The sequence below is a fragment of the Streptomyces atratus genome (assembly GCF_040655115.1).
In the GTDB taxonomy this organism is placed as follows: Bacteria; Actinomycetota; Actinomycetes; order Streptomycetales; family Streptomycetaceae; genus Streptomyces; species Streptomyces atratus_D.
The window spans coordinates 33,192-59,514 of sequence record NZ_JBFAJH010000048.1 but is presented as its reverse complement, the minus strand read 5'-3'; the positions used below and the strand labels follow the sequence as shown (position 1 = coordinate 59,514).

Here is a 26,323-nt window from a genome sequence, read left to right as displayed (position 1 = left end):
TACCAGCTACCTCGCCGGACTCCACCTACGCGGATCGATCATCTGGCTCCGGAGTCTCCGCCCCACATGATCCGAACCTGGAACACGCCCTAGTCCTTGACCTTGCTGCGGTTCTGGTAGGCGAGGTCTTGGTAGTCGGGGTGCCGGGCCATCCAGCCCGAGATGAAGGGGCACACGGCCAGTACTTTCAGGCCGTCGGAGCGGGCCGCGTCCAGCGCTGCGCGGGCAAGTGCGGAGCCGACGCCGCGGCCCTCGTAGGAGGGGTCGACTTCGGTGTGCACGAAGGCGATCAGTTCGCTGGTGCGCAGATAGTCGGCGAATCCGGCGAGCTGCCCGTCTATCCGCGCCTCGTAGCGGTTCGCGGCGAGGGAATCGGTGATCTCGACGTTCGTGGATGTTGTCATGGTGATGCCTCCGTGTCGTGGTTCGCTGGGAGGGCGGGCATGCTCGCCCTCCCAGAAAGTGCCGGCTTGTCCGGTCAGTTCGATTCGGGCGAGGGCCGGTTGCCGAGGCCAAGGCGGTTGCGCTCGGGGAAGTACCAGCGCATGACCTCGCGGAGCTTGTCCGCGTCGTTGCGCGCCCAGTTGCGCATGAGTTCGCATCCGAACGATATGGCGGTAATCGGGCGTGCCCCAGCAGCGATCATCCGATCGAACGCGCGGTCGTGTGCCACGGGTGTGATCCCGCCGACGGCATCGGCGACCGGGTAGACCTCGTAGCCTTCGGCGATCATATCCAGGGTCGGGAACGTCAGGCAGACCTCGGTCCACAAGCCGCCGATGACGACCTTGCGTCGGCCTGTGGCTTCGATCGCCGCGCGGAAGTCCGCGTCCTCCCAGGCGTTCACGCCGGTCCGGTCGATCTCGGTGACGCCGGGGAGTTCATTGAGGATCGCGGGGTTCGTGCCTTGGTTGACTCCCATGTCCACGGCCACGGTGCTCAGCACCACCGGGATCTCGTACGCCGTTGCCAGTTTGGCGACAGCGCGCACGTTCAGGTCGATTTCCTCCTGACTGGAGGACGTCACCGTCGAGTACTGGCTCGGCTGGTAGTCGATCAGTGCGATCACGCAGTTCCCCGGCGTGAGCAAGTGATCTGTCCGAGGGGAACGCTGGGGCTCCGGTGCGAGCTTCGGCACGGTGTATTCCTTTCATGTGAGAACGCTGGGGGCGAAACCCAGCAGAGGACTCGATCGCCGGGCCGCCACATCGATACGGGGCGGTCAATGACGAGAGCTCGTTGCTTTTTCCAGTTCTCGTGACCGGTGTTCAGGCATGGTGCCCGTGACGGACCGAGTGGCGAAGAGGGCGGTGGTGAAGGGTCTCGTAAAGATTCAGTCCGGCCAACAGGACGGTCACGATGGCCAGTGCGCCGATTGCGGGGAGCAGGGAGACTGCCGGGTACAAGGCAAGAAGTGCCGCAGCAAGGACTGCTCTGACTTTTTTGAATTCGCCGTACGTTCGCTTTTCGAATGCAGCGACGGCGAGCAGGTAGAGTGCCGTGCCGCCGAGAAGCGCGGCCAGAGGGATGCCTTTCAGCGGGTCGGAGAGGCTGTGATGTGCGTGTCCCCCGACGTATTCAAGAACGTACTCCATGCCGAGGGCGACCAACGCGATACCTCCGACGATCGGCAGGTGGAGGTAGGTGTAGGCCGTTTGTGCCATCGCGGAACGGTGGTGGTCTCGGGCCTGCGTCAGCGCGTGCTCTGCGCGTAGTGCCGTCGTGTCGAAGTAGGCCCACCACAGGCTCGCCGACAGGGACAGTCCGAGTACCGCGGCCAGGATGATCGGCCATGAGATCGGGAGGTGCGCTACGCCGGCGCCAACGGCGACGATTGATTCACCCAGACCGATGATCACGATCAGACCGTGCCGTTCCGCGAAGTGCTTCGCGGAATTGACTCGCCAGCCCTGGTTACCGATGGCCAATGTTCCCCCGTAGTCGACGACCACGGCCACGCACCACAGCACGGTCTGCGTGGCCCCGTCCATGGAGCCGGCGGCGAGGAGCAGAGCTGTGGAGCCTGCCATGGTCCCCGCGAACAGGAGCACTTGCCGTCGCAGATGCGGATCACCGCGACTGGCAACAACGAATTGTGCGACATGGACTGCACGCAGCACGAGATAGGCGCATGCGACGACCGTCGGCCCGCTCAGGCCGCCGGGCAGGTCGGTGAACGCTTCGGGGATAACCAGGGCGATGATGAACATCGCCGCCATAGCGGCGAGCATCGCCGCCCGGGTCACGCCCTCGTCGGCCTTGACGACGTTGGCGAGCCAGGAGTAGTCCACCCAGCACCACCAGACGATCGCAAGGACGAGGAAACCGTGGAGCACTCCGGTACCGGTCAGGTCTGAGGAGATGAGCTTCGTGATCTGTGTGAGAGCGAAGACGAAGACCAAGTCGAAGAAGAGCTCCAAGTTGGTAGCAGCGCTCTGCTCGACCACGTGCTCGACCCGCAGGCCACGCTTTCGTTTCGCCCCTTGACCTTGACTCACGCCATCGCCTTCCACGTCGCTCCGCCCGCAGCAACGACCGTGGAAAACAGGCTGACCGGGGCCCGCACCCATGCCGATGCCTCATGATGACCGCAGCAAAGGGTGCCCCATCCAGTCTCAAGAGTGGCCGCCGCGCGCAACATTTACTCCCAAAATAGTGAAACGGTCAACTTTTCCATCGATGAGCTCTCCGCCGGTGTCCCAGGTGTCACCGATGCCGTCGTCCTCCGGAACGCCGATGTCCGGCATCTCCTCGGCAAGGCGCTCGTCCAGACTCTCCTCTCGCTGTTGCTCCGCTGCCGTGACGCCGGCGTGCTCCACGCCCCAGGGCCTCTCAGGAGGGGAGCAGCCCTCGTCCAGGCTCTGGTCGCCGCCCCGGAAGTCCAGGGTGTCCAAGGCGTCAACACCCCGGCGTCGTCCTGCATCTCAGAACCGTCCGGCTGGTAGACCTCGTCCCCCATGGCCTCATCAGCCATTGGCGCTCCTTCGTCGCTCCCGCCGGCCGCGGACGACAGGCGTCCGGTGAGCCGACAGGGTTCCAGCTCGTCGCACGTTCCGCCGTCCTCAATGGGCCTGCTGACGTCGCAGCAGGTACTTGTGCCGGCCCATCAGCACGAGCTCGCCGTGCTGGTTGTGGATGGTGGCCGACGTGATCACGACACCGTTGTCGCCCTGCTGCTCCAGGCCTCCGTTGCATTACCTCGGTAAGCGGTGCACGAGGCCGCAGAGGCGGCGGATCCCTGCACTCGAACCTAGGACCTGGTCACGGGTGCGGCTTGTCCGGGAGCGCACGGCCCGTGGTCCGCGAAGGAACCCGGCGACCGGAGGGCTGAGACGGGTGCGCTATCGGGCACCAAGCGGTGCGCTGGAAGGCAAGCCGCTCGGCTACGAGCACCTGCGCCACCACGAATTCCGGCACACGGGACTGACCTGGTTCGCCGACGCCGGGGTCCAGGTTCACGTCCTTCGTAGAATCGCCGGCCACGGATCGCTGATGACCACCCAGCGCTACCCGCACCCGGACGTACACAAGATCACGTCCGCTGGCTCAGCGCTCTCCGCGCACCTCAGCGCGCTACGCGCGCCACGCTCCCTGCCGAGCCCGATCGTGGTCACCCGCTGACGTCAGTCAGGGACACGGGTCCCCAACTGGTCCCCTAGAATGATCAAGGACCGGTTTCGGATTTCTCCGTAACCGGCCCTGACCTGCGACTGTCTCCAGTCGGGACGACAGGATTTGAACCTGCGACCCCTTGACCCCCAGTCAAGTGCGCTACCAAGCTGCGCCACGTCCCGCTGCGATTCCCCCCGGTGTTTTCGGGTGGCCGCGCAGGACAAACATTACCTCACTCCGCGGACCTGATTGACGTCCGTGCCTGATGGGCGCGGGTCGCGAGCGCTTCGGCGCCGCACACCGTGGCCAGTTTCTGGGCCAGGGCGAGCTCGCGCGGGGAGCGGATGGCGATGCCGTAGTCGAGACGGGCCAGGGCGTGTTCGTACGCGGACGGGGACGCCTCCAGGTGCCGAACCGCGTCGGCCAACAGACGGTGGGCGTCCTCGGGGCGGGCGAACAGGGCGACGCAGCGCAGAGCCTCTCCGATCGCGGTGTTCGTGCCGAAGCGTTCGGCGTGCACCCGGGCCGAGGTGGCGAGCTGGGCTGCGCGGCCCGGGTCTTCGTCGGCCAGGGCGCGCGCGAGGTCACCCGCCCATGGCGCCCAGATGCTGTTGAACCGGCCGCGCGGCTCAAGAGCCTGTCCGGCTGCTTCGAGCTCGGCGACGGCTTCCTTGGTACGGCCTTCGGCGAGCAGGAGACGGCCACGGACGCTCGGTGCGTCCGGCATGACCATCGCGCTGGGATAGGGCATCCCGAAGTTGTACCGGTCAGCTATCGTACGGGCCTCGGTGACCCGGCCCCGGGCCAGCAGCGTGTCGATGAGCAGGCAGGCGGCGATCCAGTTGACGGGCAGGCCGCTGCCCACACGGTCGGCAAGCCGCAGTCCTTCGCGCAGGAAGCCCTCCGCCTCGGCCAGCCTGCCGCGACGCCGGTGGACGAGACCGAGGAGGGTGTGGGCGAAGGCGAGGTGCGCGCCGCTCCAGCCGGAGATCTCGAAGGCACGGACTGCCTCGCTGAACAGTGCCTCGGCCCGGTCGAGCTGGTCGGTGAAGGCGTAGGTGATACCCACCGTGGTGGGGAACTCGAAGCCCCATTCGGTGTCGGTCCACCCGAGCCCGCGGGCCGGGCGACCGTCGACCAGGGCGCGTTCGCAGAGATCGACGACGAGCTGGGAATCCTCGCCCCGGAGCATGGCGTCGAAGGCGCGCAGCGTGAGCAGGGCGCGTTCGGCGTTGTCGCGGCCGGTGAGGTGGTCGGCGTTGCCGGCGAGCCTGCGGGAGCGGCCGGGGCCGTCGTCCTCGGCGGCCTGCATGCCCTCCCACAGGAAGTGCGCGGCCTGGAGCCGCATCCGGCCCGGTCCGGGGGCGGTGCGCCCGGTCTCGGCGGCGAGAGCCAGTGCCGCTTCCTTCAGCTGGTTGTTGTGGGAGAGGGCGGCGGCGAGCCGGAAGGTGGCGTCGACGCGCACGTCGTCGGCGAGTCCGGGCAGATCGAGGGCGGCCCGAAGATGCTGGACAGTGGTGGGAGGGGAGCTGAGCAGCGTCGCGCAGCCCAGCTCGTACAGCAGCGTGGCCCGCACCTGGGGGCGCGGCGGTTCCTGCAGGGCGCGTTCCAGGCAGCGGCGGGCGGCTTCGGGGGCACCGACCGCGAGATGCTGGCCGGCTGCCTCGCGGAGCTGCTCGACCAGTTCCGGGTCGTCGTCCGGGTGGACTTCCAGGAGGTGGCGGGAGGCCGCGGCGGTGCCGAGTCCGGCGCGGGTGATCGCCCAGGCGGCGCGGCCGTGCATGGCGGTGCGGGTGGCCGGCGGGATGGAGCGGTACACGGCGGTGGCGATCAGCGGGTGGACGAACTCCAGTGGGTCGAAGCCGCTGACGATACGGGCGTCGCGCAGCCGCGCGGTGCAGTCGGCGGCCTCCGCGGGGCTCATTCCGGCGAGGGTGGCGGCGAGGTCCTGGGAAATGTCGGTGCCGAGGACGGCGGCGGCCCAGGCGAACCGGTTGGCGTTGGTGCCGAGCCGTTCGAGCCGGGCGACGAGTCCGCTGCCGCGGGCCGAGGCGCCGAGTTCGCGCAGCAGCCCGGCCGACTCCTCAAGGGGGGCCAGTTCGCGGTCCTGCACCTTGGCGACGAGTTCGACCGCCTCGTACGGGTTGCCGCCGGTGACGGCCCACACCTCGCGGCAGAACGGGTCGTCGGTGTGGTCGCCGAGAATGGCCCGGACCAGTTCCGCGGTGGCCTCGGGGGTGAGCGCGCGCAGTGCGACCCGAACCTGGGCGGGGTGGCTGCCGCCGTCCCCCTCGCGCGCCGATAGTTCCTCCGGGCGGTGCGCCCGGACGACGAGGACCGGCAGCTCGCCGAGGCGCGCGGTGAACGAGGCGAGCCAGGCAAGGGATTCGCCGTCCGCCCAGTGCGCGTCGTCGATGATCAGCAGCGGCGGACGGTGGCTCAGCCGGGAGGCGAGCTGTGACACGACGTGGTCGAGTCCGTCGCGCACACCCTGCGGGTCGGCCTGCGGGCCGCTGGGCTCGGCAAGTCCGAGGGCGGGTGCGGTGATCTCGAACCACGCGCCGAACAGATCGCGTACCTCGTCGGGCGGAAACTGGTCGAGCGCGGGCTGCAGGAGTTGGCGTACGACGTGGAACGGCACGGATGTGACCGTCTCGCCGCCGCGTGCGGACCAGACGGTGCAGCGGTCCGCGGCCATGGCCTGCACCTCGGTGAGCAGAGCTGTCTTGCCGATGCCTGCCTCACCGCTGAAGATCAGCAGCCCGCCGACTGCCTGGGCGCCGCAAAGGGCATCCACGGCTTGTGCGGCGGCAGCGAGTTCCGGTTCGCGCTCGTACAGCGGCCGGGACGGTTTCATGCCTACCCTCCCCTAGTGATACGGATTACTGCCGAGACTAATCGTGCGCGGGGGCCCACAGGCAGTGGTTCGGACAGTTCGCCGCAGGTGCGGGGCACAATCGACGGGTGGACGAGACTCGCAGGGACCGCGATACCGAGGGCCGGGCGCGCAGTGCGCGCCCCCGTGACGGGCTGGGGCGCCCCCTGCCGTACGGGGCGCCGGGGGTGGAGCGGCAGCCGGAGGGCGTGGCGCGCTCCCCCGAGGAGACGCTGTTGGAGGCGCAGCGGCTGCTGGACGCGGGGATGCCGTTCCACGCGCACGAGGTGTTCGAGGACGCGTGGAAGTCGGGCCCGGATGCGGAACGGGAGTTGTGGCGTGGGCTCGCGCAGCTGGCGGTGGGGCTGACGCATGCGGCACGCGGCAATGCGACGGGTGGGGCGCGGCTGTTGCGGCGGGGCGCGGCGGCCCTCTCGGCGTACGGGGAGGCGTCGGCGCACGGGATCGGGATCGATGCGCTGACCGGCTGGGCGGAGGAGTTGGCCGGGCGGGTGGAGGCGGGCGGCGGGCGGACGGTGGACGCGGCCGAGGAGGCGCCCCGGCTGCGGCGTGAGGGCGGATGAGCCGGATGGCGACGTTCGTTTTCGGCAACCGCCGCGCGGAGCGGTGAACACGGCGCCGCGGAACTATTACCATCCCGCGTCATGAGCACTTCTGACCAGACCCAGTCCGTGGACACCCCGATAGCCACCCCCGTCGGCGACACGAACGGCACAGAGACCGACGCCGAGGTCGAGGTCGACGCCGAGGTCGAGGAGGCGGGGACCGGGGACCGCAGATTGACGCCGCGTCAGGCCAGACGGTTGCGGATCGTGCTCTCCTCGGTCGGCATGGCGGCGATGGCGGTCGTACTGGCGCTGCGGATCGCAAGCCGGTCGTCCGTCCTGGTGGTCGGGGTGTACGGGCTGGCGCTGATCCTGTGCGGGATCGTGATCGAGCTCAGCCGGAACGGCCGTACGCGCTTGGGAAGTTGGCTGCTGGCCGTCGGTCTGATGGCGGCGATCGGTTCGGACTGGCTGCTGATCCCCTGACGTCCGGTCGGTTCGGAGTGCTGTGATCCGCACGGTTCCGCCGTGCGGATCGACACGGTCGAGCCAGTCTGCGCGCAACCGGAACGGCCGGTTCGGTTCGGCGGGCAGCAGCAGCCGCTGTCGGTGGAGTAGGTGTCCGTCCTGGCCGACGGGGCCCTGGCACCTGGGCCGCTGATCCAAGCCGATCGGCTGGATCGGCTTGGTGTGGGTGGCCATCGTGACCGTACCGTTCCTGCTCCCGCAGTCGTCGCCGGTGACCATCGACTCCATGAACTACGCGTCGGTCGCGCTGGTCGCCGTGCTGGTCCTGGCCACCGTCCGGTGGTTCGTCGCGCGCCGTTCCTACAGCACGCCGTCGGCGTACGGGAACGCCCGCGAACAGGCGGAGATCGCCGCGGACATCGTCTGACACGACGGCTTCCGCGCTCTCCTCGGACCCTCCTGGAAGGTCCGGTCCAGGGGGGTCTCGTCATACCATGGGGTGCGGTCAGCGCAGCAGCAGCTGGAGTCCGCCGAGCACGGTCGCACCGAGCACCAGTCGCTCGAAGAGCTTCTGGTTGATCCGGTCCACACACTTCCGGCCGATGTACGCGCCCGGGACGACGAACAGCAGCATGGCCGCGTCCAGCAGCAACGACTGCGCGTCGATGAGCCCGAGGCCCACACTGAACGGCACCTTGGAGGTGTTGACGATCAGGAAGAACCATGCCGATGTGCCGAGGAAGCCGAGCTTCCGGAAGCCTGCGGACAGCAGGTAGAGCGACATCACCGGGCCGCCCGCGTTGGCGACCATGGTGGTGAAGCCGCCGAGCACCCCGTACGAACGGGCCTTGAGCCTGCCCGCCCCGGACGGGCCGCCGGACTCGTCCGGAGCCACCTTGCTGTCGGCCCCGGTGCGACGCCGCCAGACGGTGACGCCCGCCATGAAGAGCAGGATCGCGCCGATCGAGGTCCCCACGGCGTCGTCGTCGGCCCACATCATGAAGACGGTGCCCATCACCACGCCCACGGCGACGGCGGGGAACAGCCGCAGCAGCGTCGGCCAGTGGGCGTGCCTGCGGTAGGTGAAGACCGCGAGTGCATCGCCCGCGATGAGGATCGGGAGCAGAACCCCGGTGGACTCGCGGGCCGGGAGTACGGCCGCGAAGACCGCGAGACTGATCGTATTGGCACCACTGACGGCCGTCTTGGAGAAGCCGACGAGCGTGGATGCCGCGGCCAGCGCCGCCAGTTGCCAGAGTGTGAGGGTGTCCATGCCAGGAACAGATGCTAATCGCACGCACTTCCGAATCGCCAACCGGCTCCCCTGCTCGACGCCCACCTTTACATCGACTCATCCGATGTGTTGGCGCAGCGCACACATGACACTCGCATCAATTGCCGCTATTTACCGCCCAGTTGACCGCAGGAGGCCTTGACCCCGGATAGCAGCGTTGCAAGCGTCGGATGTCTTCGTGAGTGGTCTCCCCTGCCCCACGTCGAGGGTGAACGCGGCGGACAACCACATGGCCGTCGTCGTCGGCGGAGTGCGCAGCGACCGTCGCAGCATCCGCCCGCTGGGCGCGGGAGGGGGCGACGGCTGGGGCTGGGCCGCGTCCTGGCACCGCCCCGTCTTCACGTCGGGTGCGCCGATGGTGCCGGGGATGCGGGCGGAGAGCGTGATTGTGGTCCGCGGCCGGTACGAGTTGCGGGTGCACCGGGTGCTGGGTGCCCCAACCGGGGCGCGGGTGGAGCAGACGGGCTGGGCGACCGGTCCGGACAACTCCGTACGGTCCGAGCTGCACGGCCTGAGCGGCTGGGAGACCCGGGACGAGGTACGGGCTCCGCAGGGCACGGCGTACGCCCGGTGGGCGGTGGTGCCGAGGCTGGGCGCGGACGCGGAGGGAACGGTTCTGCTGGTGTCACTCGCGTCGCTGACGGCAGAGCCGGAGACGACGGCACTCGCGGCGGCGGTGAGCGGGGTGAACGTGGACGGCGACACGGTCGAGGTCGGCTGGGCGGACGACGGGTCGACGACCCGTATCGGCTTCGAACCGCTGACGGTCGAGCACCGCTGACCATCTGTCCGCCGGACGGCATCCTCGCCGTCCGGCGGACACCCCCTACGCGTCGACGCGGATCACGACCACCAGCGTGCGCGGACCGTGTACCCCCTCGACCCGTTCCAGCTCGATGTCCGACGTGGCCGACGGCCCGCTGATCAGCGTCGTCGGGCGCTCCGGCACCAATCGCGCCACCGCCTCCGGTACCCCCACCTCGACGGCCGACAGATCGACGACACACACATGCAGGTCGGGGACGAGCGACAGGGCCCGCCGCCCCTGGTCGGGCGAGCCGTCGAGGAAGATCGTGCCGGTCTCGGCGCAGCCGACGGCCGACGCGGTGACAACTCCGTCCAGCGCGTCGAGCCGGGGCGCCGGAATGCCGGCGGAGTCCTGCTGGACGTCACCGTCGTACGCGCCGAGCCACTGCTCGTCGAGCCCGGCGGGGACCCCGATCCTCCGCGCACCGAGCCCGTCCAGCACCTCCGCGATCACCTCGGCGGTGCGGGCGGCGGTGCAGGTGTGCACCTGCGCCTTGTAGTCGACGAGCCGGTCGGTGAAGAGTGCGAGTCGCTCGTCGTCGGGTAGCGTGCGGCCGGTCCGGTAGTCGCGCGGGATGGTGGTGTCCGGGGTGGGGGCGAGGGCCAGGGCGTCCCGGACCCGGCCGAGCACCGTGGCGCGAGCGGTCGTCACTTCTCCTCCTCCTGCTGGTTCCTGTCGTACTCGTCGGCGGCGGCCCGCATGGTCGCGGCGCCCTCGTCCGACGCCAGCCACGACCGGAAGGACTGCTTCGGCGGCGCCGCGGTGTCACGGCTGTCGCTCCATCCGCTGAACGGCGGCGGCAGATGCGAGATCTTCCCGTCCCGCCCACCGAGCACCCGGCCGAGCCCCGCCGCCTTCTGCGCGGCGGTGAACAGTTTCGGCCTCTTCATCACGCCGGCCGCCGCCTTCATGGCCAGCTTCTCGGCCGTCGTACCGGACTGTTCGGTGTGCTGGTGGCGCAGCTCGACCAGCAGCGACGGGATGTCGATCTTGACGGGACAGGCGTCGAAGCAGGCGCCGCAAAGGCTGGAGGCGTACGGCAGGGAGCTGTTGGGGTCGTCCTTGGCGGCGTGCATCCCGGCGAGCTGCGGCGTGAGGACCGCGCCGATCGGCCCGGGGTAGGTCGAGCCGTAGGCATGGCCGCCGGCCCGTTCGTAGACCGGGCAGACGTTGAGACACGCCGAGCAGCGGATGCAGTTGAGCGCCTCGCGCCCGATCCGGTCGGCCAGCGCGGCGGTCCGTCCGTTGTCGAGGAGGACCAGATGGAAGTCCTGCGGTCCGTCGCCGGGGGTCACACCCGTCCACATCGAGGTGTACGGGTTCATCCGCTCCCCGGTCGACGAGCGCGGAAGCAACTGCAGGAAGACTTCGAGGTCCTGATAGCGCGGCAGCACCTTCTCGATACCCATGACGGTGATCAGGGTGTCGGGCAGGGTCAGGCACATCCGGCCGTTGCCCTCGGATTCGACGACGGACAGGGTGCCGGTCTCGGCGATCCCGAAGTTGGCGCCGGAGACCGCCACCTTCGTCGTCATGAACTTCTCGCGCAGATAGGCGCGGGCCGCGGCGGCGAGATGGGCGGGCACGTTGTCGAGCCGCGGGTCGACGCCGGGGATCTCCTTGAGGAAGATCTGCCGGATCTCGTCGCGGTTGCGGTGGATCGCGGGCACCAGGATGTGTGACGGTCTGTCGTGGGCGAGCTGGACGATGAGCTCGGCGAGGTCCGTCTCGTACGGGGTGATGCCGGCCGATTCCAGGTGTTCGTTGAGACCGATCTCCTGGGTGGCCATCGACTTGACCTTGATGACCTCCGTGGATCCGGTCGCCCGGACGAGCCGGGTGACGATCTCGTTGGCCTCGACGCCGTCGCGCGCCCAGTGGACGGTGCCGCCGCACTCGGTGACCTTCTGCTCCAGCTGTTCCAGGAGCTCGGGGAGCCGGTTCATGGTGTCGGTCTTGATGGCCGAGCCGGCGTCGCGCAACTGCTCCCAGTCCGGGAGTTCGCCGGTGACGTTCAAGCGCTTGGCGCGGATCGTGTGGGTGGCTCTGCCCAGGTTGCGCCGCAGTTGTTCGTTGCGGAGCTCGTCGTGGGCGGCCGCGGGAAACGTCCGGTCGCCGCGCAGATGGCCCGTCCCGTACGGGGAGCGGGGCGGGGTGGCGGGCACGCCGAGGAAGGTGCTGCTCATCGGACGGCCTCCGTCAGGACGTACGGCGAGGTGCGGGTGGAGGAGAGGATCTGCGCGAGGTGCAGGGTGCGGGTGCCCGACTTGATACGGGAGAGTCCGCCGCCGATGTGCATCAGACAGGACGAGTCCCCTGCGGTGCACACGTCCGCCTCCGTGGTGGCGATGGTGCGCATCTTGTCCTGGAGCATCGCGGTCGACGTCTCCGCGTTCTTCACGGCGAAGGTACCGCCGAACCCGCAGCAGGAGTCCGCCTCGGGGAGCTCGACGAGGTCGATGGAGTCGACGGCGCGCAGCAGCTTCAGCGGCTTCTCACCGACGCGGAGCATCCGCAGGGAGTGGCAGGTGGGGTGGTACGTGACGCGGTACGGGAAGTAGGCGCCGACCTCGGTGACGCCCAGGACGTCGACGAGGAATTCCGACAGCTCGTACGTCTTGGCCTTGACGGTGGCGACGCCCGCGCGCAACGCCGCGTCGCCGTACCGTTCGGCGACGATCTCGTGCTGGTGGCGGACCGAACCCGCGCACGATCCCGAGGGCATGACGACGGCGTCGATCGACGGGTCAGCGAACTGCCCGGCGAAGTTCCGCACGAGGGGGACGGGCTCGCGCTGGTAGCCGGTGTTGACGTGCATCTGGCCGCAACAGGTCTGCTCCGGCGGGAACACCACGTCATGTCCCAGCCTGGCGAGCAGGACCGCGGTGGATTTCACCGCCTCGGGGAAGAGCGTGTCTCCCAGACAGGTGGCGAAGAGTCCGATGCGCATGGAGCCTCTCCGATCGATTCTGGCCTTTGTATGGTCAGACCATACTAGCCTCGGTCCGGAAGATGAAGGGGCCGCGACATGCGAGAGGGGCGGTGCGCATGCGCACCGCCCCTTGATCGCCCGACGTCCTGCGGGCTATTCGTTCTCGTCCACCAGTGTTCCGTGCAGGCTGCGGATGTGCCGCTCGACCAGATCGGCCGCCTTCGCCCCCTTGCCCGCGCGCACCAGTCGCAGCAGTTCGGCGTGCTGGGCGTTGAGCCCGCCTGCCGTGGCCGGCCAGTCCTCGGCCCCCTCCAGTGCCCGCAGGATCAGCGGACGTACGGACTCGCGCACCGCGGAGGTGAGGGTGGAGGTCAGTTCGTTGCCGGAGCTGCGGGCGATCTGGACGTGGAACCGGGTGTCCAGGTCGTTGAACTCGGAGACTCCGACATCCGGCTCCCCCATGCGCACGAGCAGGTGCTCCGCCTCCTCCAGATCCTCGGCGGAGGCGTGCGTGGCCGCCGCCTCGAAGCTGGATCGCTCCAGCACGACGCGCGCCTCCAGGACGTCCTCCAGGCTGTAGCTGCCGAGCGCGAAGTGGAGCCGCAGCAGCCGACCGAGGGCGTCGTCGGGGTTGCGCACGATCCGCGCCCCGGCATCCGGGCCGCGGCCGGGCTGGGCGACGAGCACCCCGATCGTCTCCAGTACCCGCAGCGCCTCACGCAGTGCGGATCGGCTGACTCCGAGCACCGGTGCGAGTTCACGCTCGGGCGGCAGCCGGTCCCCCGCCTTGAGCTCTCCCGCGAACACCCGCTCCTCGATGCTCTGGAGCACGAGCTCATGCGTACGGGACTGCCGTACGGGTTGCCACTCGACGGGCACCGTTCACCCCCTGCCTCGCTTTGCTCCCACTATGTCACACACACCATGTGGTCGGACCAAAGACTCGGCATACCTTGGCTGCTCCCGTTGCCTCCCGCCGCGCACGGGACGCGGACGGCCTCGGCTGCGCGACACCCAGTGCGTTCACGGCGATGTTCCGCCGGACGCCGGGCTCGACCCCTTCGGCATACTTCGCCGACGGGGAAGGAGCCCGGCTCGGCGGGTGAGGCCTCAGTAGGTGACGACGACGCGGCGGGCGGTCCCGTCGACGCGGATGTGCCCGCCGTACGGAATCACCACCTGCGGGTCCGTGTGGCCGAGGTCGACATCGAGGACGGCCATCGTGTCGGGGGCGTACTCGCTCAACGCGCGCAGGACCGCCTGTCGTTGCTCCGCACGGAACCGGTCCCCCTCCTCGGCGCCGAGTGGCTGTGCGAACGACCAGCACTTGGCCCGCCCCATGATCAGCGCGGGGAACTGCTGGAGGAGCCCACGCTCTCCCATGCCCCGCAGAATCCTGTAGACCTCGTCGGCAGAGGGCATCTCCTCGGACGTCTCCAGGAAGAGCACGCTGCCGGTGTACTCGTCGACCGGCCGGATCTCACGGTCGGCCATGAGCAGCCATGACAGGATCTCCAGGTTGCCGCCCCAGCCGGCCCCCTCGACGACCCGGTCGGCGTTGTGCCAGATCCAGCCGTCGGCGGGGCGCATCTCGGGCTCCGAGTCGAAGGTCCGCGGGTCCTGCCAGGGGCGGTTGACGTGGTCGGTCTCCTTGGCGGGAGTCAGTTCGTAGGTTCCCCGGGTGAAGAGGGCGGCTCGCAAGGAGTCGGCGGTCAGGGGGTGCATCGCGCCGGGGCGTCCGAGTTCGACCATCACCGACCCGCCGTGGTAACCGACGATGCCCAGGTTCCGGAGGAGGACCAGCAGGTTGGTGTTGTCGCTGTACCCGAAGAACGGCTTGGGGTTGGCGCGCAGGAGCTCGCGGTCCAGGTGCGGAAGAACGGTGATCTGGTCGTCACCGCCGATGCTGGCGATCACCGCCTTGATCTCGGGGTCGGCGAACGCCGCGTGGATGTCGGCGGCCCGCGCGGCCGGAGTCGATCCCATGGTGCGCGTCGCCGGATACTCCACCACTTCGAGGCCGAACTCCTCGCGGAGTCTGCGTAACCCCAACTCGTAGGGCAGGGGCAGGATTCCGGGCGGCCCGGAGGACGGGGAGATCACGGCGACGCGGTCGCCGGGGCGGGGCTTGTCCGGGTAACTGGATGTCGTCATCCAGCGAGCGTAGGACCAGCCCGTTCCCGGTGTCAGCCGGGTTTCGGCTCAGTCGGCGAACGAGCCGTGGCGGCCCGCGCGGGTGTGCCGCCGAGGAAGCCGTCCGGCTGGTGCCGCCACAGCCTGGCGCAGGCGCCGCGTGCTGAAGGAGACGACCGTCCCCTCGTACAAGCCTTCATCGCAGCATCCGCGTCCATGACAGGTCGCGGCGACGACCGAACGACGAGAGTGCGTTGACCAGCGGAGCGAGCCCCTCCCAGCACAAGGGCTACGTGAAGGCGTGCCGCGCATGGCCTCATCCCGCGCCTGGACACCGGCATGGTCCGCCGCGCACTCGGGCACGACCCCGTCGGCCTGCTTCACCGACGGGACAGCACCGACATGAGGCGGGCTCACTCGGCGAAGGAACCGTGACGGCCGGCGCCGCTACTGAACCGCTTCGCGCCGGCCTGTGTCTCCCCCGCGGTCAGCGGGACCATCCCGTGCCGGTACTCGGCCGCCAGGGCATCCGGCTCGGAGAGGCCGTGCTGTTCGCGCACGGAGAGTCTGTCGTGACGCATGCACAGCTGCGGGAACACGGCAATCTCCCGGGCGAGTTGTTCCGCCGCGCGGCGGGCCTCCCCGATCGGGACGAGCCGGTTGGCGAGCCCGATGTCGTACGCCTCGGTCGCCGGGACCGGGCGGCCGGTGAGGATCAGGTCCATCGCCCGGCTCTCACCGATCAGGCGCGGCAGCCGCACCGTGCCGCCGTCCACCAGGGGAACGCCCCAACGACGGCAGAAGACGCCGAAGACCGCGTCCTCCTCGGCGACGCGCAAGTCGCACCAGACGGCGAGTTCCAGGCCGCCGGCCACCGCATGGCCGGCGACCGCGGCGATGACGGGTTTGCCCAGCCGCATCCGGGTGGGCCCCATGGGTCCGTCGCCCTCGGCGAGGACCTTGTTCCCCCGCTCGGTACCGATTCCCTTGAGGTCGGCTCCGGAGCAGAAGGTGCCGCCCTCACCCCACAGCACGGCGACGGCCGCGTCCGGATCGGCATCGAACCGGCGGAAGGCGTCGGCGAGTCGGTCGGCGGTCGGCCCGTCGACAGCGTTGCGGACCTCGGGGCGGCTGAGAATCACCGTGAAGACGGGGCCGTCGCGCTCGATCCGTACGGCGGGGTGTTCGGTCGTCATCTTCCCTCCCACAGGGGGTCGCGCAGGGCTCGGCAGAGAATCCTACCGACCGGCGAGTACGGGATGGTCTCGACGAAGTGCACGGTCTTGGGCACCTTGTAGCCGGCCGGCCGGGCGCGCACATGGTCGCGCAGGGCCGCTTCGGAGGCCTCGGCCCCGGGGCGCAGCGTGACGAAGGCGGTGACGGCCTCGACCCAGGTGGTGTCGGGGGCACCGACAACGGCGCACTGCGCGGCCATCAGGTCGAGGTGGCCGGCCGGGTCGGGCCCACCGAGGCGCACGAGCTTGAACTCAGGTACAGCAGCGCGCAGTTCGAGGGCGCGTTCGGCGAGTTCCGGCCCGTACACCAGGAGGGTCGCTCCGGTGTCCTGGAGCATCCGGGTGTGTTCTGCGGCGGGTGTGCTGCGCGAGGACCTCACGGTCGACGACGAGTTGCTGCGTCTGTGGGCGGAGCGGTTCCTGGGAGCTCAGCCCTGAGGCTGCTCGCCCCGCAGATCGTGGACGTACCAGTTGAACAAGGTCCCGTCCGCCTCCGGGACCTGCTTGAGGTAGCTGAAGCCCGCCCGCCGCGCGACCGCCACCGACGCGCCGTTCTCCGGGTCCGCCTTGATCACTCCCTGCGTCGCACCGGCGGCCGCCGCGTATCCGCGGACCAGGGCGACGGCGCGCGTCGCCAGACCCCGGCCGCGCCAGTCGGGATAGAGGCCGTAGGCGATGTTGACCTGCCCGGGCGCCGGGCCCGCCACGTCGAACCGCAGGTCGATGCTGCCTGCCAGCACCTTCCGGTCCCCCACCCGTATCCCGAAGGCACGCAGGGGTCCGTCGGCGGCCCACTGTTCCATGCAGTGCGCGACGTACGTCTCGACACCGGCCCGGGTGCCGGGACCGCCGCTGAGCCAGCGCACCAACTGCTCGTCCTCGCCCGCCAGATGGGCGTCGACATCGTCCAGGCACAAGGCGGACAGGGTGACGACACCGTCCGACAGTTCCACGTCTCGCATGGTGCGACTGTCGGGTCCCCGGTGCCGGGCCCGCAATCGAATATCGCGCCGCACCGGCGGAGGCCGGACCCCGCGTCGGGATCCGGCCTCCGCCGGGTATGCGCGCCCGGCCGGCTCAGCCCGCCGTTCCGGCCGCTGCCGCGGCCTTCAGGGGGCGGCGGCGAAGCCGACGCGCACGGAACCGAGGCCCGAGATCCGGGCCTCGAAGGTGTCACCGGGTGCGGCGACGGCCATCGGGCCGAGCGCTCCGGTGAGGACGATGTCTCCGGCCCGCAGCAGATCGCCCATCGAAGCGAGCGTGGAGGCGAGCCGGACGGCGGCGTTCAACGATCCGTCGAGGCAGTCGGTGCCGCTGCCTTCGGAGACCTTCTCGCCCACCCGGGTCAGCGTCATCCGCACACCGCGCAGGTCCACCGCGCTCAGCGGCACCGGGGCTCCGCCGAGGACGAAGAGCCCGGATGAGGCGTTGTCCGCGACGGTGTCGACGAGGCTGATGTCCCAGTCGGTCACCCGGCTGTCGACGATCTCCAGGGCGGGCAGTGCGAAGTCCACCGCCCGGATCACATCGGCGACCGTCGACTGTGCGTGCGGCAGACCGACAGGGAAACGCCGGTACGGACACCCACCTGCGGGGTGGGTCTGTGCAGAAGGTGGAGGGGAACGGCGTCGGTCATCGCCTCGGCTCGCGTGTCCGGTCCGGCGTTCCACTCGGGCACGGCGCGCTCAAGAAGTCGGACACCACCCCGGTCTCTATCATGGGCAGGGAGAGGCCTGGGACGAGGTGGTGCCGGTGCGCGTACCCAAGGATTCCGGGTGCCTCGACACAGGGCCGGAAGACCCGCTGTCGGGGGCGTGCGCGGCGATCGCCTACGTGGCGGGCAACGGCGCGATCTCCCTGTGGAGCCCGCAGGCGCAAGCACTTCTCGGATACCCCGCGGAAGACGTCTGCGGAAGGCCGGCGGTGGATCTGCTGACAGCCCGGGAGGACCGGGAAGCGGCGGTGGCTGCCCAGGTACGGCATACAGCCGGGTACAGCTGGGACGGCGTCCTGAGCATGAGGCATCGCGACGGGCACGAGGTGTCGGTAGCGGTGCGCGTGCGGCCGTTGCTCGACAAAGAGGGCCGGGCCGGCTGGTCCGTCAGGGCCGCCGACGCGCGAGAGGCGGAACGGGAGGAGGTCGACCGCGCGATCCTGGAGGCGCTCTTCAGCCAGTCCCCGATCCCGGTGACCGTCATGGACACCGAGCTGCGGTACCTGTGGGCGAACGCCGCGGCGGGGCGCGTGACCGCCTTGCCCGCCGAGCGGCTCATCGGCCGGCGCATCGGCGATGACACACCGGACGCGGCCCCGACGATCGACCGGGTCCTGAGCCGGGTGCGGGACACCGGCGAGCCGGTGGTCGACTTCGAGGTGCACAGCCGCCTGGCGTCCGATTCGGACCGCGAGCACGTGTTCTCCGCCTCCTCCTTCCGGCTGACAGACCCGGTCGGCCGCGTCCTGGGAATGTGCCAGACGTACATCGACGTCACCGACGGCTATCAGGCCCAGCAGCGGCTGGCGCTGCTGACCGAGGCCGGCGCGCGCATCGGCACCACGCTGGACGTGGTGCGTACGGCGCAGGAACTGGCTGACGCTGCCGTTCCCGGACTCGCGGACTTCGTCGCCATCGACCTGCTGGAGGCAACGGTGCGGGGCGAGGAACCGGCCCCCGGGCCGGTGGCCGGGCACGTGCATGCCCACCGATCGGGACTCCGTTCCATACGCGAGCATGCCCCGGAGGCCGTGTTTACGGTGGGCGAGACCGTGGCGTTCCACCCGGACACGCCGCAGGTCCGGAGCCTGGCCACCGGGCGGTCGGTTCTGGTGCGGAAACTGGACGCCGACAAGTGGTTCGCCCACGACGCCCGGCGGGCCGAGAAAGTCCGCGAGTTCCGTTTCCACTCGTACATGGTGGTGCCGCTGCGAGCCCGTGGCATCACGCTGGGTGTTGCCACCCTCGGCCGCTACCAGGATCCTCGCTCCTACGACGAAGGGGACCTGTCCCTCGCCGAGGACTTCTCGTCCCGCGCCGCGGTGTGCATCGACAACGCCCGCCGGTACACCCGCGAGCACAACACCGCCCTGGCCCTGCAGCGCAGCCTGCTGCCGCACGACCTGCCCGATTTCCCCGCCGTCGGGACAGCCCACCGGTATCTGCCCGCTGCCGCCCACGCCGGAGCGGGCGGCGACTGGTTCGACGTCCTGCCCCTGTCGGGAGCCCGCGTCGCACTGGTCGTCGGAGACGTCACCGGCCACGGCCTGCACGCGGCGGCCGTCATGGGACGACTGCGCACCGCTGTCCATACACTGGCCGACCTCGACCTCTCTCCCGAGGAGGTCCTCACCCAGCTCGACAACCTCGTCATCCGTCTCACCGAGGAGGATCCCGACTTCGAGGGCGCCACCTGTCTGTACGCCGTCTACGACCCCATCTCCCGAGTCTGCACCTTCGCGCGCGCCGGTCATCCCCCACCCCTCCTGGTGCAGCCCGATGGCGCGGTGGAAATCCTCGACGACCTCCCGCCCGGGCAGGCCCTGGGACTGGGCGGGCTCCCCTTCGAAACTGCTGAACGCCGACTCGCGGAGAGCTCTGTCCTGGCGCTCTACACCGACGGCCTCATCGAAGCACCGGGCCGGGATGTCGACGCCGGGCTCGACCGGCTGTCCCGCACCATGGCCGGCCCCACCCGACCGCTCGAGCAGCTCTGCGATGCCGTAGTGGCTTCCCTGGTGTCAGAGCGCCGATCCGATGACGCTGCCCTGCTCCTTGCCCGCACCCGCGTCCTGGAATCAGGCCGGGTCGTCTCCTGGGAACTGCCGGCCGACCCCTCGCAGGTCGCCCACGCCCGCGCCCTCACTACCCGTCAGCTTGCCATCTGGGGCCTGGAACCACTTGCCTTCACCACCGAACTGATGGTCAGCGAGCTGGTCACCAACGCCATCCGACACGCGCGCGGCCCCATCGCCCTGCGTCTCATCCACACCGCAGCCCTCATCTGCGAAGTCTCCGACGGCAGCCTCAGCGCCCCGCATCTGCGCCGCGCGCGCACCAGCGACGAGGGCGGCCGGGGCTTGTTCCTGGTGGCCCAACTCGCCTCCCGTTGGGGCGCCCGCTACGACCGCGACGGCAAGACCATATGGGCCGAGCAACCTCTTTCTCCTGTCGGAGCACCGGTTCCGGCGATGTGACACTCCAACAGAGGCCCGTGTGACGCGGACCGCGCATCCACGCAACGGACGTACCCGCCGAGTGGTTGCCACGCAGTCCTCCGCACAGTCGGTTCGCAGCGGTGGTGGCCGCCGTCACCGCGTACACGGTCGCCGCCGTGTCATGTCCGAGGAACCCGATCTCGACGGCCTCCCCGACGAACTGCGCGAGCCTCTGACGAAGGCGCTCGCGAAGAACCCCGCCGAGCGAATCAGCGCCGAAGCGGCAGCAGAGGAATGCGCGCGGCTCCTGGCCCGCCAGGTGACCCAGGCCCTCGGCGCTGCCGCCGGACCGGAGCCGATGCGCATCAGCGACTTCCTCACCGCCGAGTGGAGCCTGCCCAGTGTGGAGGACCCTGTAAGCAGGTGTGTGGAAGCGCCCCGACACCACGCTCGCCGACACCGGAACCAGGGTGGAACCCGAGACCACGGTCGCGAAGGTGGAATTGTCCGACGGTGGTTCGGAAAACTTCGCCTCAGTGTCCCGGGGGAACCACACCTTCGGACTCGGCTGGTCCACATCACTTCCTGCACCCCGCCTCAAGGGCGACACCGCGGTCTACGCCGAAGCCGTCCCCGGCGGCGATTTGCATGTGACCGCACTGCCGCAAGGGTTCTCCGAGTCGCTCATTCTCCATGAGCGTCCGACCTCGCCGGTGGAACTGCGTCTCCCGGTCACCCTCGAGGGCATGCGCTTGGAGAAGACAGAGTCGCACCACCTACGTCTCGAGAGCGAGACTGGCACCCTGATCGCCAGTGCCCCTGCTCCGCGGATGTGGGGCAAGGGCATCAACCCGGAGTCCGGCGATCCCCGGCATTCGATGGACATCGCCACTTCCATCGAGGAAGACGCCGACGGCGCCGTTCTTGTGCTGAAGCCCAGCATGGAGTTCCTCACGGATCCCGATGTCGACTACCCGGTGAACATCGACCCCACCACCACGCTTGCAGCCTCTACGGACACCTGGGTGGCGACCAACTACCCCGATTCCCAGCGAGGCTCGACCGAACTGAAGGCGGGGACCTACGACGGGGGCACCACCAAGTCCCGCTCGTAGCCCAACTATGGCCTGCAAGTGCGGGCGGTGGACGAGACCGATTCGCTGAGCTGGCGACGTTTTCGTTCGGCCAACTTCGTCGACGGCTCCCAGGGTCCGACAGAACCCGCACTCACCGTGACCTACAACACCAAGCCTGGCTTGGCAGTCCCGGTGTCACCCGCCAGCGGCACGGTAACTTCGGACACCACCCCTACCCTCTCCGGAAAAGCCTCGGACGTTGATGGGAACACGGTCCGGCTGACCTTCGAGGTATGGGACAAAGACACCACCACCAAGATCGCCAGCGGGACCTCGGCCTTCGTCGCCCCGGGATCCAATGGCTCTTGGACCTCCAGCACGCTCGCAGCCGGCGTCTACAAATGGCGGATTGCGGTGTACGACGGGACCGACTGGAACGGAGGCTGGACCCCGTGGAACACTCTGACCATCGACACGTCAACTCCCGCAGCGCCATCAGTCACCTCCAGCGTGTACCCCGCCGACGGACTGTGGCACGGAAACGCCGGCACGCCAGGAACTTTCACCTTCTCTGACCCTGCGGGCACAGCGGTGACCGCGGAATACTCGCTGAACGGCGGGACAGCAGCCACTGCCGCACTCACCGCCGGCAAGGGGACCGTCACTCTCACACCGGCCAGTAAAGGCGTTCACGATCTTTCCGTAAGGGTAAAGAACGCGGCGGGAACCTGGTCGGAATCCGCAGAGTACAAGTTCTACGTAGGAAGCATCACCGGCCAACTAAGCACAGATTTTATTGCCGAAGTAGCTGAGGCCCACTTCGCGGAGTCGCTGCACCCAGACGACGACAGTGTCGAATTCGTAGAGCCGCCCACCGGCGAGGAATATCCGGAAGTTGACGACACTCCGGCAGGCTACCAGGACCAGCGCGATCCTGAAGTTGTCGAAACCGAAGAGTCCGCTCTCAGCCTTCCCACGGTAGAGCTCCCCGCGAACGCCAACGAAAGCATCATCGGCACTAGCGTAAGCGGAAATTCCCAGACCGTTGTAGACATGCCGACGGGAAGCTCGGCTCCTGCAGAGTTGGGCGCCACCGGCCTCATCGTGTACTCCAATACGCACACTGACGCCGATATTCTGGCGATTCGAACGGCAGTCAATTCCGTCGAGACATTTCACCTGCTGCGCAGCACTAATGCGCCGAAGAGTTACTCCTACAAGCTGCAGCTCCAGCTTGGCCAGACTGCCATCGAGACGGGCGAGAACGGCGTTCTCATATCCGATCAGTCAGGTCACGTGACCATAATCTCTGCACCAGTGGCTTCGGACGCCAAGGGGAATTCCGTTCCAGTTCCCCTCCGCCTGGTCGACGGCAATGTCAACGTCACACTGCAGCCAGATTCCGGACAAGTCATTTCTTATCCGGTGCTGCTCGACCCGAAGTATGCCACGAACTACATGACGGCATCCGAAAACTGGTACTGCCTGATGAATCCCATTGACTGTACCTGGGTGATGGACTCGGCATCAATTGCACTCAGCAAGTCCAAGGAGTGGTACGTAGGCAGCACGCTCTACCAGGGAATCGGTGACGCATTCCGCCACTGCTACTTGGACGCCGCATGGAAATCCGCATCAGCACCGAGGACGCCTACCAGTTCGCAACCCGACACGAGTCAGACTCGACCGGAAAGGACCGGGAAATGGACTTGAAGAACAATTCCATAGGCCGAGGGATCGGGAGGAGCAAAACAGGTCAGCACTGGCTGGCACGAAAGTTCGCGACGCTTGCCGGGCCGCCCAGAGGGACGGAAAGCTATGGATCCTCAAGGGCGGCAACCTCGTCAGGAGCAATAGGTGAAATCTAAAATTATCCGACGGATCGCTGCAGGAGTGATCTTCCTCCAGATAGCATATGTGGTGCTCGCGAAAATCGTGATTGCCATCATGCTCGAAGACACTTCTGCCATCGACCATACGGAACCCCCGACAGGCGAATCAGAATTCTATCGACTGGTGGCGTGGGCAGTCCTGATCGTGCTCCTTGCAGGCGCACTGCTGCTCGCACTTCCAAGGAAATGGGAGCGAGCCCCTCGATGGGGCAAATTCACGCTTCTAGGAACTGTCGCCCTCATCGAATGTTCAGTCATTGTTGGAGTTCTGCTGAACATGTTCACCCAGAGTTTCGGGCCCGACGTAGTCCTGAACATCGGCATGGTCGCACTCTCCGGCGTGGTTGCGTTCGCCTCGGCATCTGAGCTGTTCCAGGAACGTTCCGGAGCTGCGCGGAGCAGCGTCTAACCCAAGGGGTGTCCCGCAGCCCCGCGAGCAATGAGACGACCGGTCGCGCCCGCCAGGGTGTGCCAGTTGTTGACAAGAAGGCGCGCACCGCCAGCCCTCGACAGTGCGCAGTCTCTGAGGGTCCGACGCCCCTATTTTGGCGTCGGGCCCTAGCTGTTCTGCCCATGGAGGTTGGTGACAGTGATCACGGTCGGGTGTTCTTGAACGAGTGAGGGCCTTCCGGGTTCGGTGTGGATTGCGACATCGCCACCGACCAGAGAAGGCCCTCATGCCCCACCGTAATGCACCCCTGACCGAGACCGGCCGCCTGCGTCTGGCCCGCTGCGTCGTGGAAGACGGCTGGCCCCTTCGCCGGGCCGCCGAACGCTTCCAGGTCTCGCCCACGACGGCCCAGCGGTGGGCCGGCCGCTACCGCGAGGCGGGCATGACCGACCGGTCCTCGCGCCCGCATCACAGCCCGCGCCGGACCCCGACCCGTACCGAGCGGCGGATCATCAAGGTCCGCGTCCTGCGCCGCTGGGGACCCGCCCGCATCGCCTGCCTGCTCGGGCTGAACCCGGCCACCATGCACCGCGTCCTGACCCGCTGCAAGCCGGCCCGTCTGTCCCACCTGGACCGCGCCACCGGCCGTAACATCCGGCGCTACGAACACGCCGCCCCGGCGACCTCGTACACGTCGACATCAAGAAACTCGGCAACATCCCCGACGGCGGCGGCCACAAGGTCCTCGGCCGGCAGACGGGCCGCAAGAACCGCGCGAAGGCCGGGAGAGTTTCCTGCACAACGCCGTCAACGACCACTCCCGCGTCGCCTGCAGCGAGATTCAGAACGGCACCGCTAGACCCCGTGGTCCCCAACTGGTCCCCAAGAAACACGGAAAGGCGGTACCGGATTTCTCCGATACCGCCTGCGACCTGCGAAAACACAAGTCGGGACGACAGGATTTGAACCTGCGACCCCTTGACCCCCAGTCAAGTGCGCTACCAAGCTGCGCCACGTCCCGATGCTCGCCTGACCTGGACTTTCCCCCTGGCCGAACGCGCATGAGAACAATACCGCACTCGGGCGGGTGCTCACGAACCTCTTTCCGCCCTCTTTCCGCGCTTGACCTCAACCATGCTTGAGGTTGAATGCTGGGCCCATGACGATCAAGACCGCCGCCGCCGCGACGCACACGTACCGCGACCTGAACCGCCTGATGAGCCTGATGACCGGCGACGAGAAGCACGGGCCCGCCGCCACCTCCACCCTCGACGCCCTCTGGGTTCTGTACGACCAGGTGCTGCGGGTCACACCCGACACCGTCGACGCCCCGGACCGCGACCGGTTCCTGCTCTCCAAGGGGCACGGACCGATGGCGTACTACGCCGTCCTCGCCGCGCACGGCTTCCTCGACGAGGAGCTGCTGCCCGGATTCGGGGGGTACGAGTCGCCGCTGGGGCATCACCCGGACCGGATGCTCGTCCCCGGCGCCGAGATCGGCAGCGGTTCACTGGGACACGGATTGCCGCTGGCTGTCGGCAGCGTGCTGGGGCTCCGGGCGCAGGGGCTGATCGACCCCCGTGTATGGGTGCTGATCGGGGACGCCGAGCTGGACGAGGGCAGCAATCACGAGGCGATCGCCTACGCCGGTCCGGCCGGACTCGAGCAGCTGCACACCTTGGTGGTCGACAACGCCTCCGCCACCTTCGGGTGGCCCGGCGGCATCGCATCCCGGTTCGAAGCGGCCGGCTGGTCGGCCGAGACCGTGGACGGGCGCGACCACGAGGCGCTGTACGCGGCGTACACGGCACCGCATCCCGGGCAGCCGCGGGCCGTGGTCGCCCGCGTCTCCCCCAAGAACTGACCCCCACGCCACAGCACACCAGCGATTCAGCGATTCAGAGCGAGAGAGAACAGACTCATGGACACCATGCGTGACCGCTTCATCACCACCGCGTCGCGACTGCTGGACGAGGACCCCAGGCTGGCCGTGGTGCTGGCCGAGATCAGCCGGGACGGCTTCGACCGCGCCGAGCGCGCCCATCCGGACCGGGTGATCAATGTCGGAATCCGGGAGCAGTTGCTGGTCGGCGCGGGGGCTGGACTGGCGCTGGCCGGGATGCGACCGATCATGCATACGTTCGCCCCGTTCCTCGTGGAGCGGCCCTTCGAGCAGGTGAAGCTCGACTTCGGGCATCAGGGCGTGTCCGGGGTGCTGGTCAGCGCCGGAGGTTCGTACGACTGGCCCGCCGGCGGCGTCACCCATATGGCGCCCGGCGATGTCGCGCTGATGGACACCCTCGACGGCTGGACGGTGCAGGTGCCGGGCCACCCCGACGAGGCGGAGGCCCTGCTGCGGCAGGCTGCCGCCGGGGAGGACAGGGTCTACCTGCGGCTCTCGCTCCAGCAGAACGAGCGGGCCCGGGTGGTCGACGGCGGTACCGGGTTCACACCGGTGCGGGTGGGGAGCAACGGGGCAGTGATCGCCGTCGGCCCCATGCTCGACAACGTCCTGGCAGCGACGGACGGCCTGGATGTGACGGTGCTGTACGCGACGACCGTGCGCCCCTTCGACGCGGCGGGGCTGCGGCGGGCGGCCGGAGGCCGGGGGCCGGCGGACGTGGTGATCGTCGAGCCGTACCTGGCGGGCACGTCGACGGGCGCCGCCAACGACGCACTCGTCGATCTGCCGCACCGGGTGCTGGGACTCGGGGTGGGGAAGGCGGAGCTTCGCCGGTACGGACAGATGGACGAACACCTCGCCGCACACGGCCTGGATCCGCACGGGCTGCGGGAACGGATCACCGGCTTCCTGGGCGGCTGACCGGGGCAGGGGCGGCACGCGCATCCGCCGCCGGTGCCCTTCCGGATCCGCGCCCAACGCGTCCC

The 26,323-nt window shown here is 68.7% G+C and carries 22 protein-coding genes, 2 tRNA genes and 6 pseudogenes; 13 read left to right on the top strand and 17 right to left on the bottom strand.

The genetic code is table 11. The annotated features are described in order from the left end of the window. Positions 1–89: 89 nt before the first annotated feature. The 4 genes and pseudogenes from AB0I23_RS33445 to AB0I23_RS33430 form a co-directional block, all read right to left on the bottom strand. Positions 90–404 (bottom strand): GNAT family N-acetyltransferase, encoded by a 315-nt coding sequence (locus AB0I23_RS33445; RefSeq protein ID WP_359115042.1) that lies wholly within the window; start codon positions 402–404, stop codon positions 90–92. Between the two features lie 74 nt (positions 405–478). Next, entirely contained in the window at positions 479–1,069 is a 591-nt protein-coding gene (locus AB0I23_RS33440) for an isochorismatase family protein (RefSeq protein WP_359115039.1), read from the bottom strand. A 199-nt stretch (positions 1,070–1,268) separates the two neighbouring features. After that, complete coding sequence (locus AB0I23_RS33435; protein ID WP_359115037.1) at positions 1,269–2,513, bottom strand: low temperature requirement protein A; 1,245 nt, start codon at positions 2,511–2,513, stop codon at positions 1,269–1,271. A 153-nt stretch (positions 2,514–2,666) separates the two neighbouring features. After that, a pseudogene (locus AB0I23_RS33430) lies at positions 2,667–2,974 on the bottom strand (DUF5709 domain-containing protein); the annotation flags it as partial. 404 nt (positions 2,975–3,378) lie between these two features. On the opposite strand from AB0I23_RS33430, the pseudogene AB0I23_RS33425 reads away from it, so the two are divergent. After that, positions 3,379–3,621: pseudogene (locus AB0I23_RS33425) on the top strand (tyrosine-type recombinase/integrase); the annotation flags it as partial. 99 nt (positions 3,622–3,720) lie between these two features. Here the strand turns inward: AB0I23_RS33425 and AB0I23_RS33420 are convergent. Further along, a tRNA-Pro gene (locus AB0I23_RS33420) sits at positions 3,721–3,794 on the bottom strand. A gap of 50 nt (positions 3,795–3,844) precedes the next feature. Further along, a complete protein-coding gene (locus AB0I23_RS33415; protein ID WP_359115034.1) occupies positions 3,845–6,469 on the bottom strand; it encodes an ATP-binding protein in 2,625 nt (874 codons plus the stop codon). Between the two features lie 107 nt (positions 6,470–6,576). On the opposite strand from AB0I23_RS33415, the gene AB0I23_RS33410 reads away from it, so the two are divergent. From AB0I23_RS33410 to AB0I23_RS33400, 3 genes and pseudogenes are all read left to right on the top strand, one after another. Beyond that, a complete protein-coding gene (locus AB0I23_RS33410; protein ID WP_359115031.1) occupies positions 6,577–7,071 on the top strand; it encodes a DUF309 domain-containing protein in 495 nt (164 codons plus the stop codon). A gap of 81 nt (positions 7,072–7,152) precedes the next feature. Continuing rightward, positions 7,153–7,539 carry a hypothetical protein gene (locus tag AB0I23_RS33405; RefSeq protein WP_359115029.1) on the top strand — a complete coding sequence of 129 codons (387 nt, stop codon included), beginning with the start codon at positions 7,153–7,155 and terminating at the stop codon, positions 7,537–7,539. 151 nt (positions 7,540–7,690) lie between these two features. Continuing rightward, positions 7,691–7,948 (top strand): annotated as a pseudogene (locus AB0I23_RS33400) (amino acid permease); the annotation flags it as partial. Between the two features lie 78 nt (positions 7,949–8,026). Here AB0I23_RS33400 and AB0I23_RS33395 read toward each other — a convergent pair. Further along, complete coding sequence (locus AB0I23_RS33395) at positions 8,027–8,794, bottom strand: sulfite exporter TauE/SafE family protein (RefSeq protein WP_266978567.1); 768 nt, start codon at positions 8,792–8,794, stop codon at positions 8,027–8,029. Between the two features lie 217 nt (positions 8,795–9,011). Between AB0I23_RS33395 and AB0I23_RS33390 the strand changes: the two are divergent. Beyond that, positions 9,012–9,596, top strand: a pseudogene (locus AB0I23_RS33390) (DUF2264 domain-containing protein); the annotation flags it as partial. 45 nt (positions 9,597–9,641) lie between these two features. On the opposite strand, the gene AB0I23_RS33385 reads toward AB0I23_RS33390, so the two are convergent. The 9 genes and pseudogenes from AB0I23_RS33385 to AB0I23_RS33345 form a co-directional block, all read right to left on the bottom strand. Beyond that, the gene (locus AB0I23_RS33385) at positions 9,642–10,274 is read right to left on the bottom strand and encodes a LutC/YkgG family protein (protein ID WP_359115026.1); all 633 of its coding nucleotides are present in this window, start codon (positions 10,272–10,274) and stop codon (positions 9,642–9,644) included. Then, entirely contained in the window at positions 10,271–11,809 is a 1,539-nt protein-coding gene (locus tag AB0I23_RS33380) for a lactate utilization protein B (protein ID WP_359115023.1), read from the bottom strand. The genes AB0I23_RS33385 and AB0I23_RS33380 overlap by 4 nt, the downstream gene beginning before the upstream one ends. Further along, the gene (locus AB0I23_RS33375; protein WP_359115020.1) at positions 11,806–12,573 is read right to left on the bottom strand and encodes a (Fe-S)-binding protein; all 768 of its coding nucleotides are present in this window, start codon (positions 12,571–12,573) and stop codon (positions 11,806–11,808) included. Before AB0I23_RS33375 ends, AB0I23_RS33380 begins: the two co-directional genes overlap by 4 nt. 135 nt (positions 12,574–12,708) lie before the next feature. Next, complete coding sequence (locus tag AB0I23_RS33370) at positions 12,709–13,434, bottom strand: FadR/GntR family transcriptional regulator (RefSeq protein ID WP_359115018.1); 726 nt, start codon at positions 13,432–13,434, stop codon at positions 12,709–12,711. Positions 13,435–13,665: 231 nt separating this feature from the next. After that, positions 13,666–14,709, bottom strand: a complete 1,044-nt coding sequence (locus tag AB0I23_RS33365; protein ID WP_359115016.1) for a S66 family peptidase — start codon at positions 14,707–14,709, stop codon at positions 13,666–13,668. Between the two features lie 392 nt (positions 14,710–15,101). Then, complete coding sequence (locus AB0I23_RS33360) at positions 15,102–15,884, bottom strand: crotonase/enoyl-CoA hydratase family protein (protein WP_359115013.1); 783 nt, start codon at positions 15,882–15,884, stop codon at positions 15,102–15,104. Further along, positions 15,881–16,261, bottom strand: a complete 381-nt coding sequence (locus tag AB0I23_RS33355) for an AMP-binding enzyme (RefSeq protein ID WP_359115011.1) — start codon at positions 16,259–16,261, stop codon at positions 15,881–15,883. The genes AB0I23_RS33360 and AB0I23_RS33355 overlap by 4 nt, the downstream gene beginning before the upstream one ends. A 90-nt stretch (positions 16,262–16,351) precedes the next feature. Continuing rightward, positions 16,352–16,885 carry a GNAT family N-acetyltransferase gene (locus AB0I23_RS33350; protein WP_359115009.1) on the bottom strand — a complete coding sequence of 178 codons (534 nt, stop codon included), beginning with the start codon at positions 16,883–16,885 and terminating at the stop codon, positions 16,352–16,354. Between the two features lie 147 nt (positions 16,886–17,032). After that, a pseudogene (locus AB0I23_RS33345) lies at positions 17,033–17,479 on the bottom strand (fumarylacetoacetate hydrolase family protein); the annotation flags it as partial. A gap of 196 nt (positions 17,480–17,675) precedes the next feature. Here AB0I23_RS33345 and AB0I23_RS33340 point away from each other — a divergent pair. The 6 genes and pseudogenes from AB0I23_RS33340 to AB0I23_RS33320 form a co-directional block, all read left to right on the top strand. Further along, positions 17,676–20,114 (top strand): SpoIIE family protein phosphatase, encoded by a 2,439-nt coding sequence (locus AB0I23_RS33340; RefSeq protein ID WP_359115006.1) that lies wholly within the window; start codon positions 17,676–17,678, stop codon positions 20,112–20,114. Between the two features lie 386 nt (positions 20,115–20,500). Further along, complete coding sequence (locus AB0I23_RS33335) at positions 20,501–21,190, top strand: hypothetical protein (RefSeq protein ID WP_359115004.1); 690 nt, start codon at positions 20,501–20,503, stop codon at positions 21,188–21,190. A 27-nt stretch (positions 21,191–21,217) separates the two neighbouring features. Next, positions 21,218–22,864: a hypothetical protein gene (locus AB0I23_RS33330; RefSeq protein WP_359115002.1), complete on the top strand. Its 1,647-nt coding sequence runs from the start codon at positions 21,218–21,220 to the stop codon at positions 22,862–22,864. Further along, positions 22,774–23,019 carry a DUF6973 domain-containing protein gene (locus AB0I23_RS41825; protein WP_436847042.1) on the top strand — a complete coding sequence of 82 codons (246 nt, stop codon included), beginning with the start codon at positions 22,774–22,776 and terminating at the stop codon, positions 23,017–23,019. The genes AB0I23_RS33330 and AB0I23_RS41825 overlap by 91 nt, the downstream gene beginning before the upstream one ends. Next, positions 23,009–23,452 (top strand): hypothetical protein, encoded by a 444-nt coding sequence (locus tag AB0I23_RS33325; protein WP_359114999.1) that lies wholly within the window; start codon positions 23,009–23,011, stop codon positions 23,450–23,452. Before AB0I23_RS41825 ends, AB0I23_RS33325 begins: the two co-directional genes overlap by 11 nt. Before the next feature lie 268 nt (positions 23,453–23,720). Continuing rightward, positions 23,721–24,276: pseudogene (locus AB0I23_RS33320) on the top strand (leucine zipper domain-containing protein); the annotation flags it as partial. A gap of 105 nt (positions 24,277–24,381) precedes the next feature. Here AB0I23_RS33320 and AB0I23_RS33315 read toward each other — a convergent pair. Further along, positions 24,382–24,455 (bottom strand) — tRNA-Pro (locus AB0I23_RS33315). Between the two features lie 138 nt (positions 24,456–24,593). On the opposite strand from AB0I23_RS33315, the gene AB0I23_RS33310 reads away from it, so the two are divergent. Both AB0I23_RS33310 and AB0I23_RS33305 read left to right on the top strand, forming a co-directional pair. Then, on the top strand, positions 24,594–25,298 hold the full coding sequence (locus AB0I23_RS33310) for a transketolase (protein ID WP_359114997.1): 705 nt from the start codon (positions 24,594–24,596) through the stop codon (positions 25,296–25,298). Between the two features lie 57 nt (positions 25,299–25,355). After that, on the top strand, positions 25,356–26,258 hold the full coding sequence (locus AB0I23_RS33305; RefSeq protein ID WP_359114994.1) for a transketolase family protein: 903 nt from the start codon (positions 25,356–25,358) through the stop codon (positions 26,256–26,258). Positions 26,259–26,323: the final 65 nt, after the last annotated feature.

What these genes read in the sequence shown, in the direction of transcription:
- AB0I23_RS33305 (WP_359114994.1), top strand. Translation starts at nt 25,356, where the DNA reads ATGGACACCATGCGTGACCGCTTCATCACCACCGCGTCGCGACTGCTG.
- AB0I23_RS33355 (WP_359115011.1), bottom strand. Translation starts at nt 16,261, where the DNA reads ATGCTCCAGGACACCGGAGCGACCCTCCTGGTGTACGGGCCGGAACTC.
- AB0I23_RS33360 (WP_359115013.1), bottom strand. Translation starts at nt 15,884, where the DNA reads ATGACGACCGAACACCCCGCCGTACGGATCGAGCGCGACGGCCCCGTC.
- AB0I23_RS41825 (WP_436847042.1), top strand. Translation starts at nt 22,774, where the DNA reads ATGGAAATCCGCATCAGCACCGAGGACGCCTACCAGTTCGCAACCCGA.
- AB0I23_RS33405 (WP_359115029.1), top strand. Translation starts at nt 7,153, where the DNA reads ATGAGCACTTCTGACCAGACCCAGTCCGTGGACACCCCGATAGCCACC.
- AB0I23_RS33415 (WP_359115034.1), bottom strand. Translation starts at nt 6,469, where the DNA reads ATGAAACCGTCCCGGCCGCTGTACGAGCGCGAACCGGAACTCGCTGCC.
- AB0I23_RS33375 (WP_359115020.1), bottom strand. Translation starts at nt 12,573, where the DNA reads ATGCGCATCGGACTCTTCGCCACCTGTCTGGGAGACACGCTCTTCCCC.
- AB0I23_RS33365 (WP_359115016.1), bottom strand. Translation starts at nt 14,709, where the DNA reads ATGACGACATCCAGTTACCCGGACAAGCCCCGCCCCGGCGACCGCGTC.
- AB0I23_RS33395 (WP_266978567.1), bottom strand. Translation starts at nt 8,794, where the DNA reads ATGGACACCCTCACACTCTGGCAACTGGCGGCGCTGGCCGCGGCATCC.
- AB0I23_RS33445 (WP_359115042.1), bottom strand. Translation starts at nt 404, where the DNA reads ATGACAACATCCACGAACGTCGAGATCACCGATTCCCTCGCCGCGAAC.
- AB0I23_RS33380 (WP_359115023.1), bottom strand. Translation starts at nt 11,809, where the DNA reads ATGAGCAGCACCTTCCTCGGCGTGCCCGCCACCCCGCCCCGCTCCCCG.
- AB0I23_RS33350 (WP_359115009.1), bottom strand. Translation starts at nt 16,885, where the DNA reads ATGCGAGACGTGGAACTGTCGGACGGTGTCGTCACCCTGTCCGCCTTG.
- AB0I23_RS33310 (WP_359114997.1), top strand. Translation starts at nt 24,594, where the DNA reads ATGACGATCAAGACCGCCGCCGCCGCGACGCACACGTACCGCGACCTG.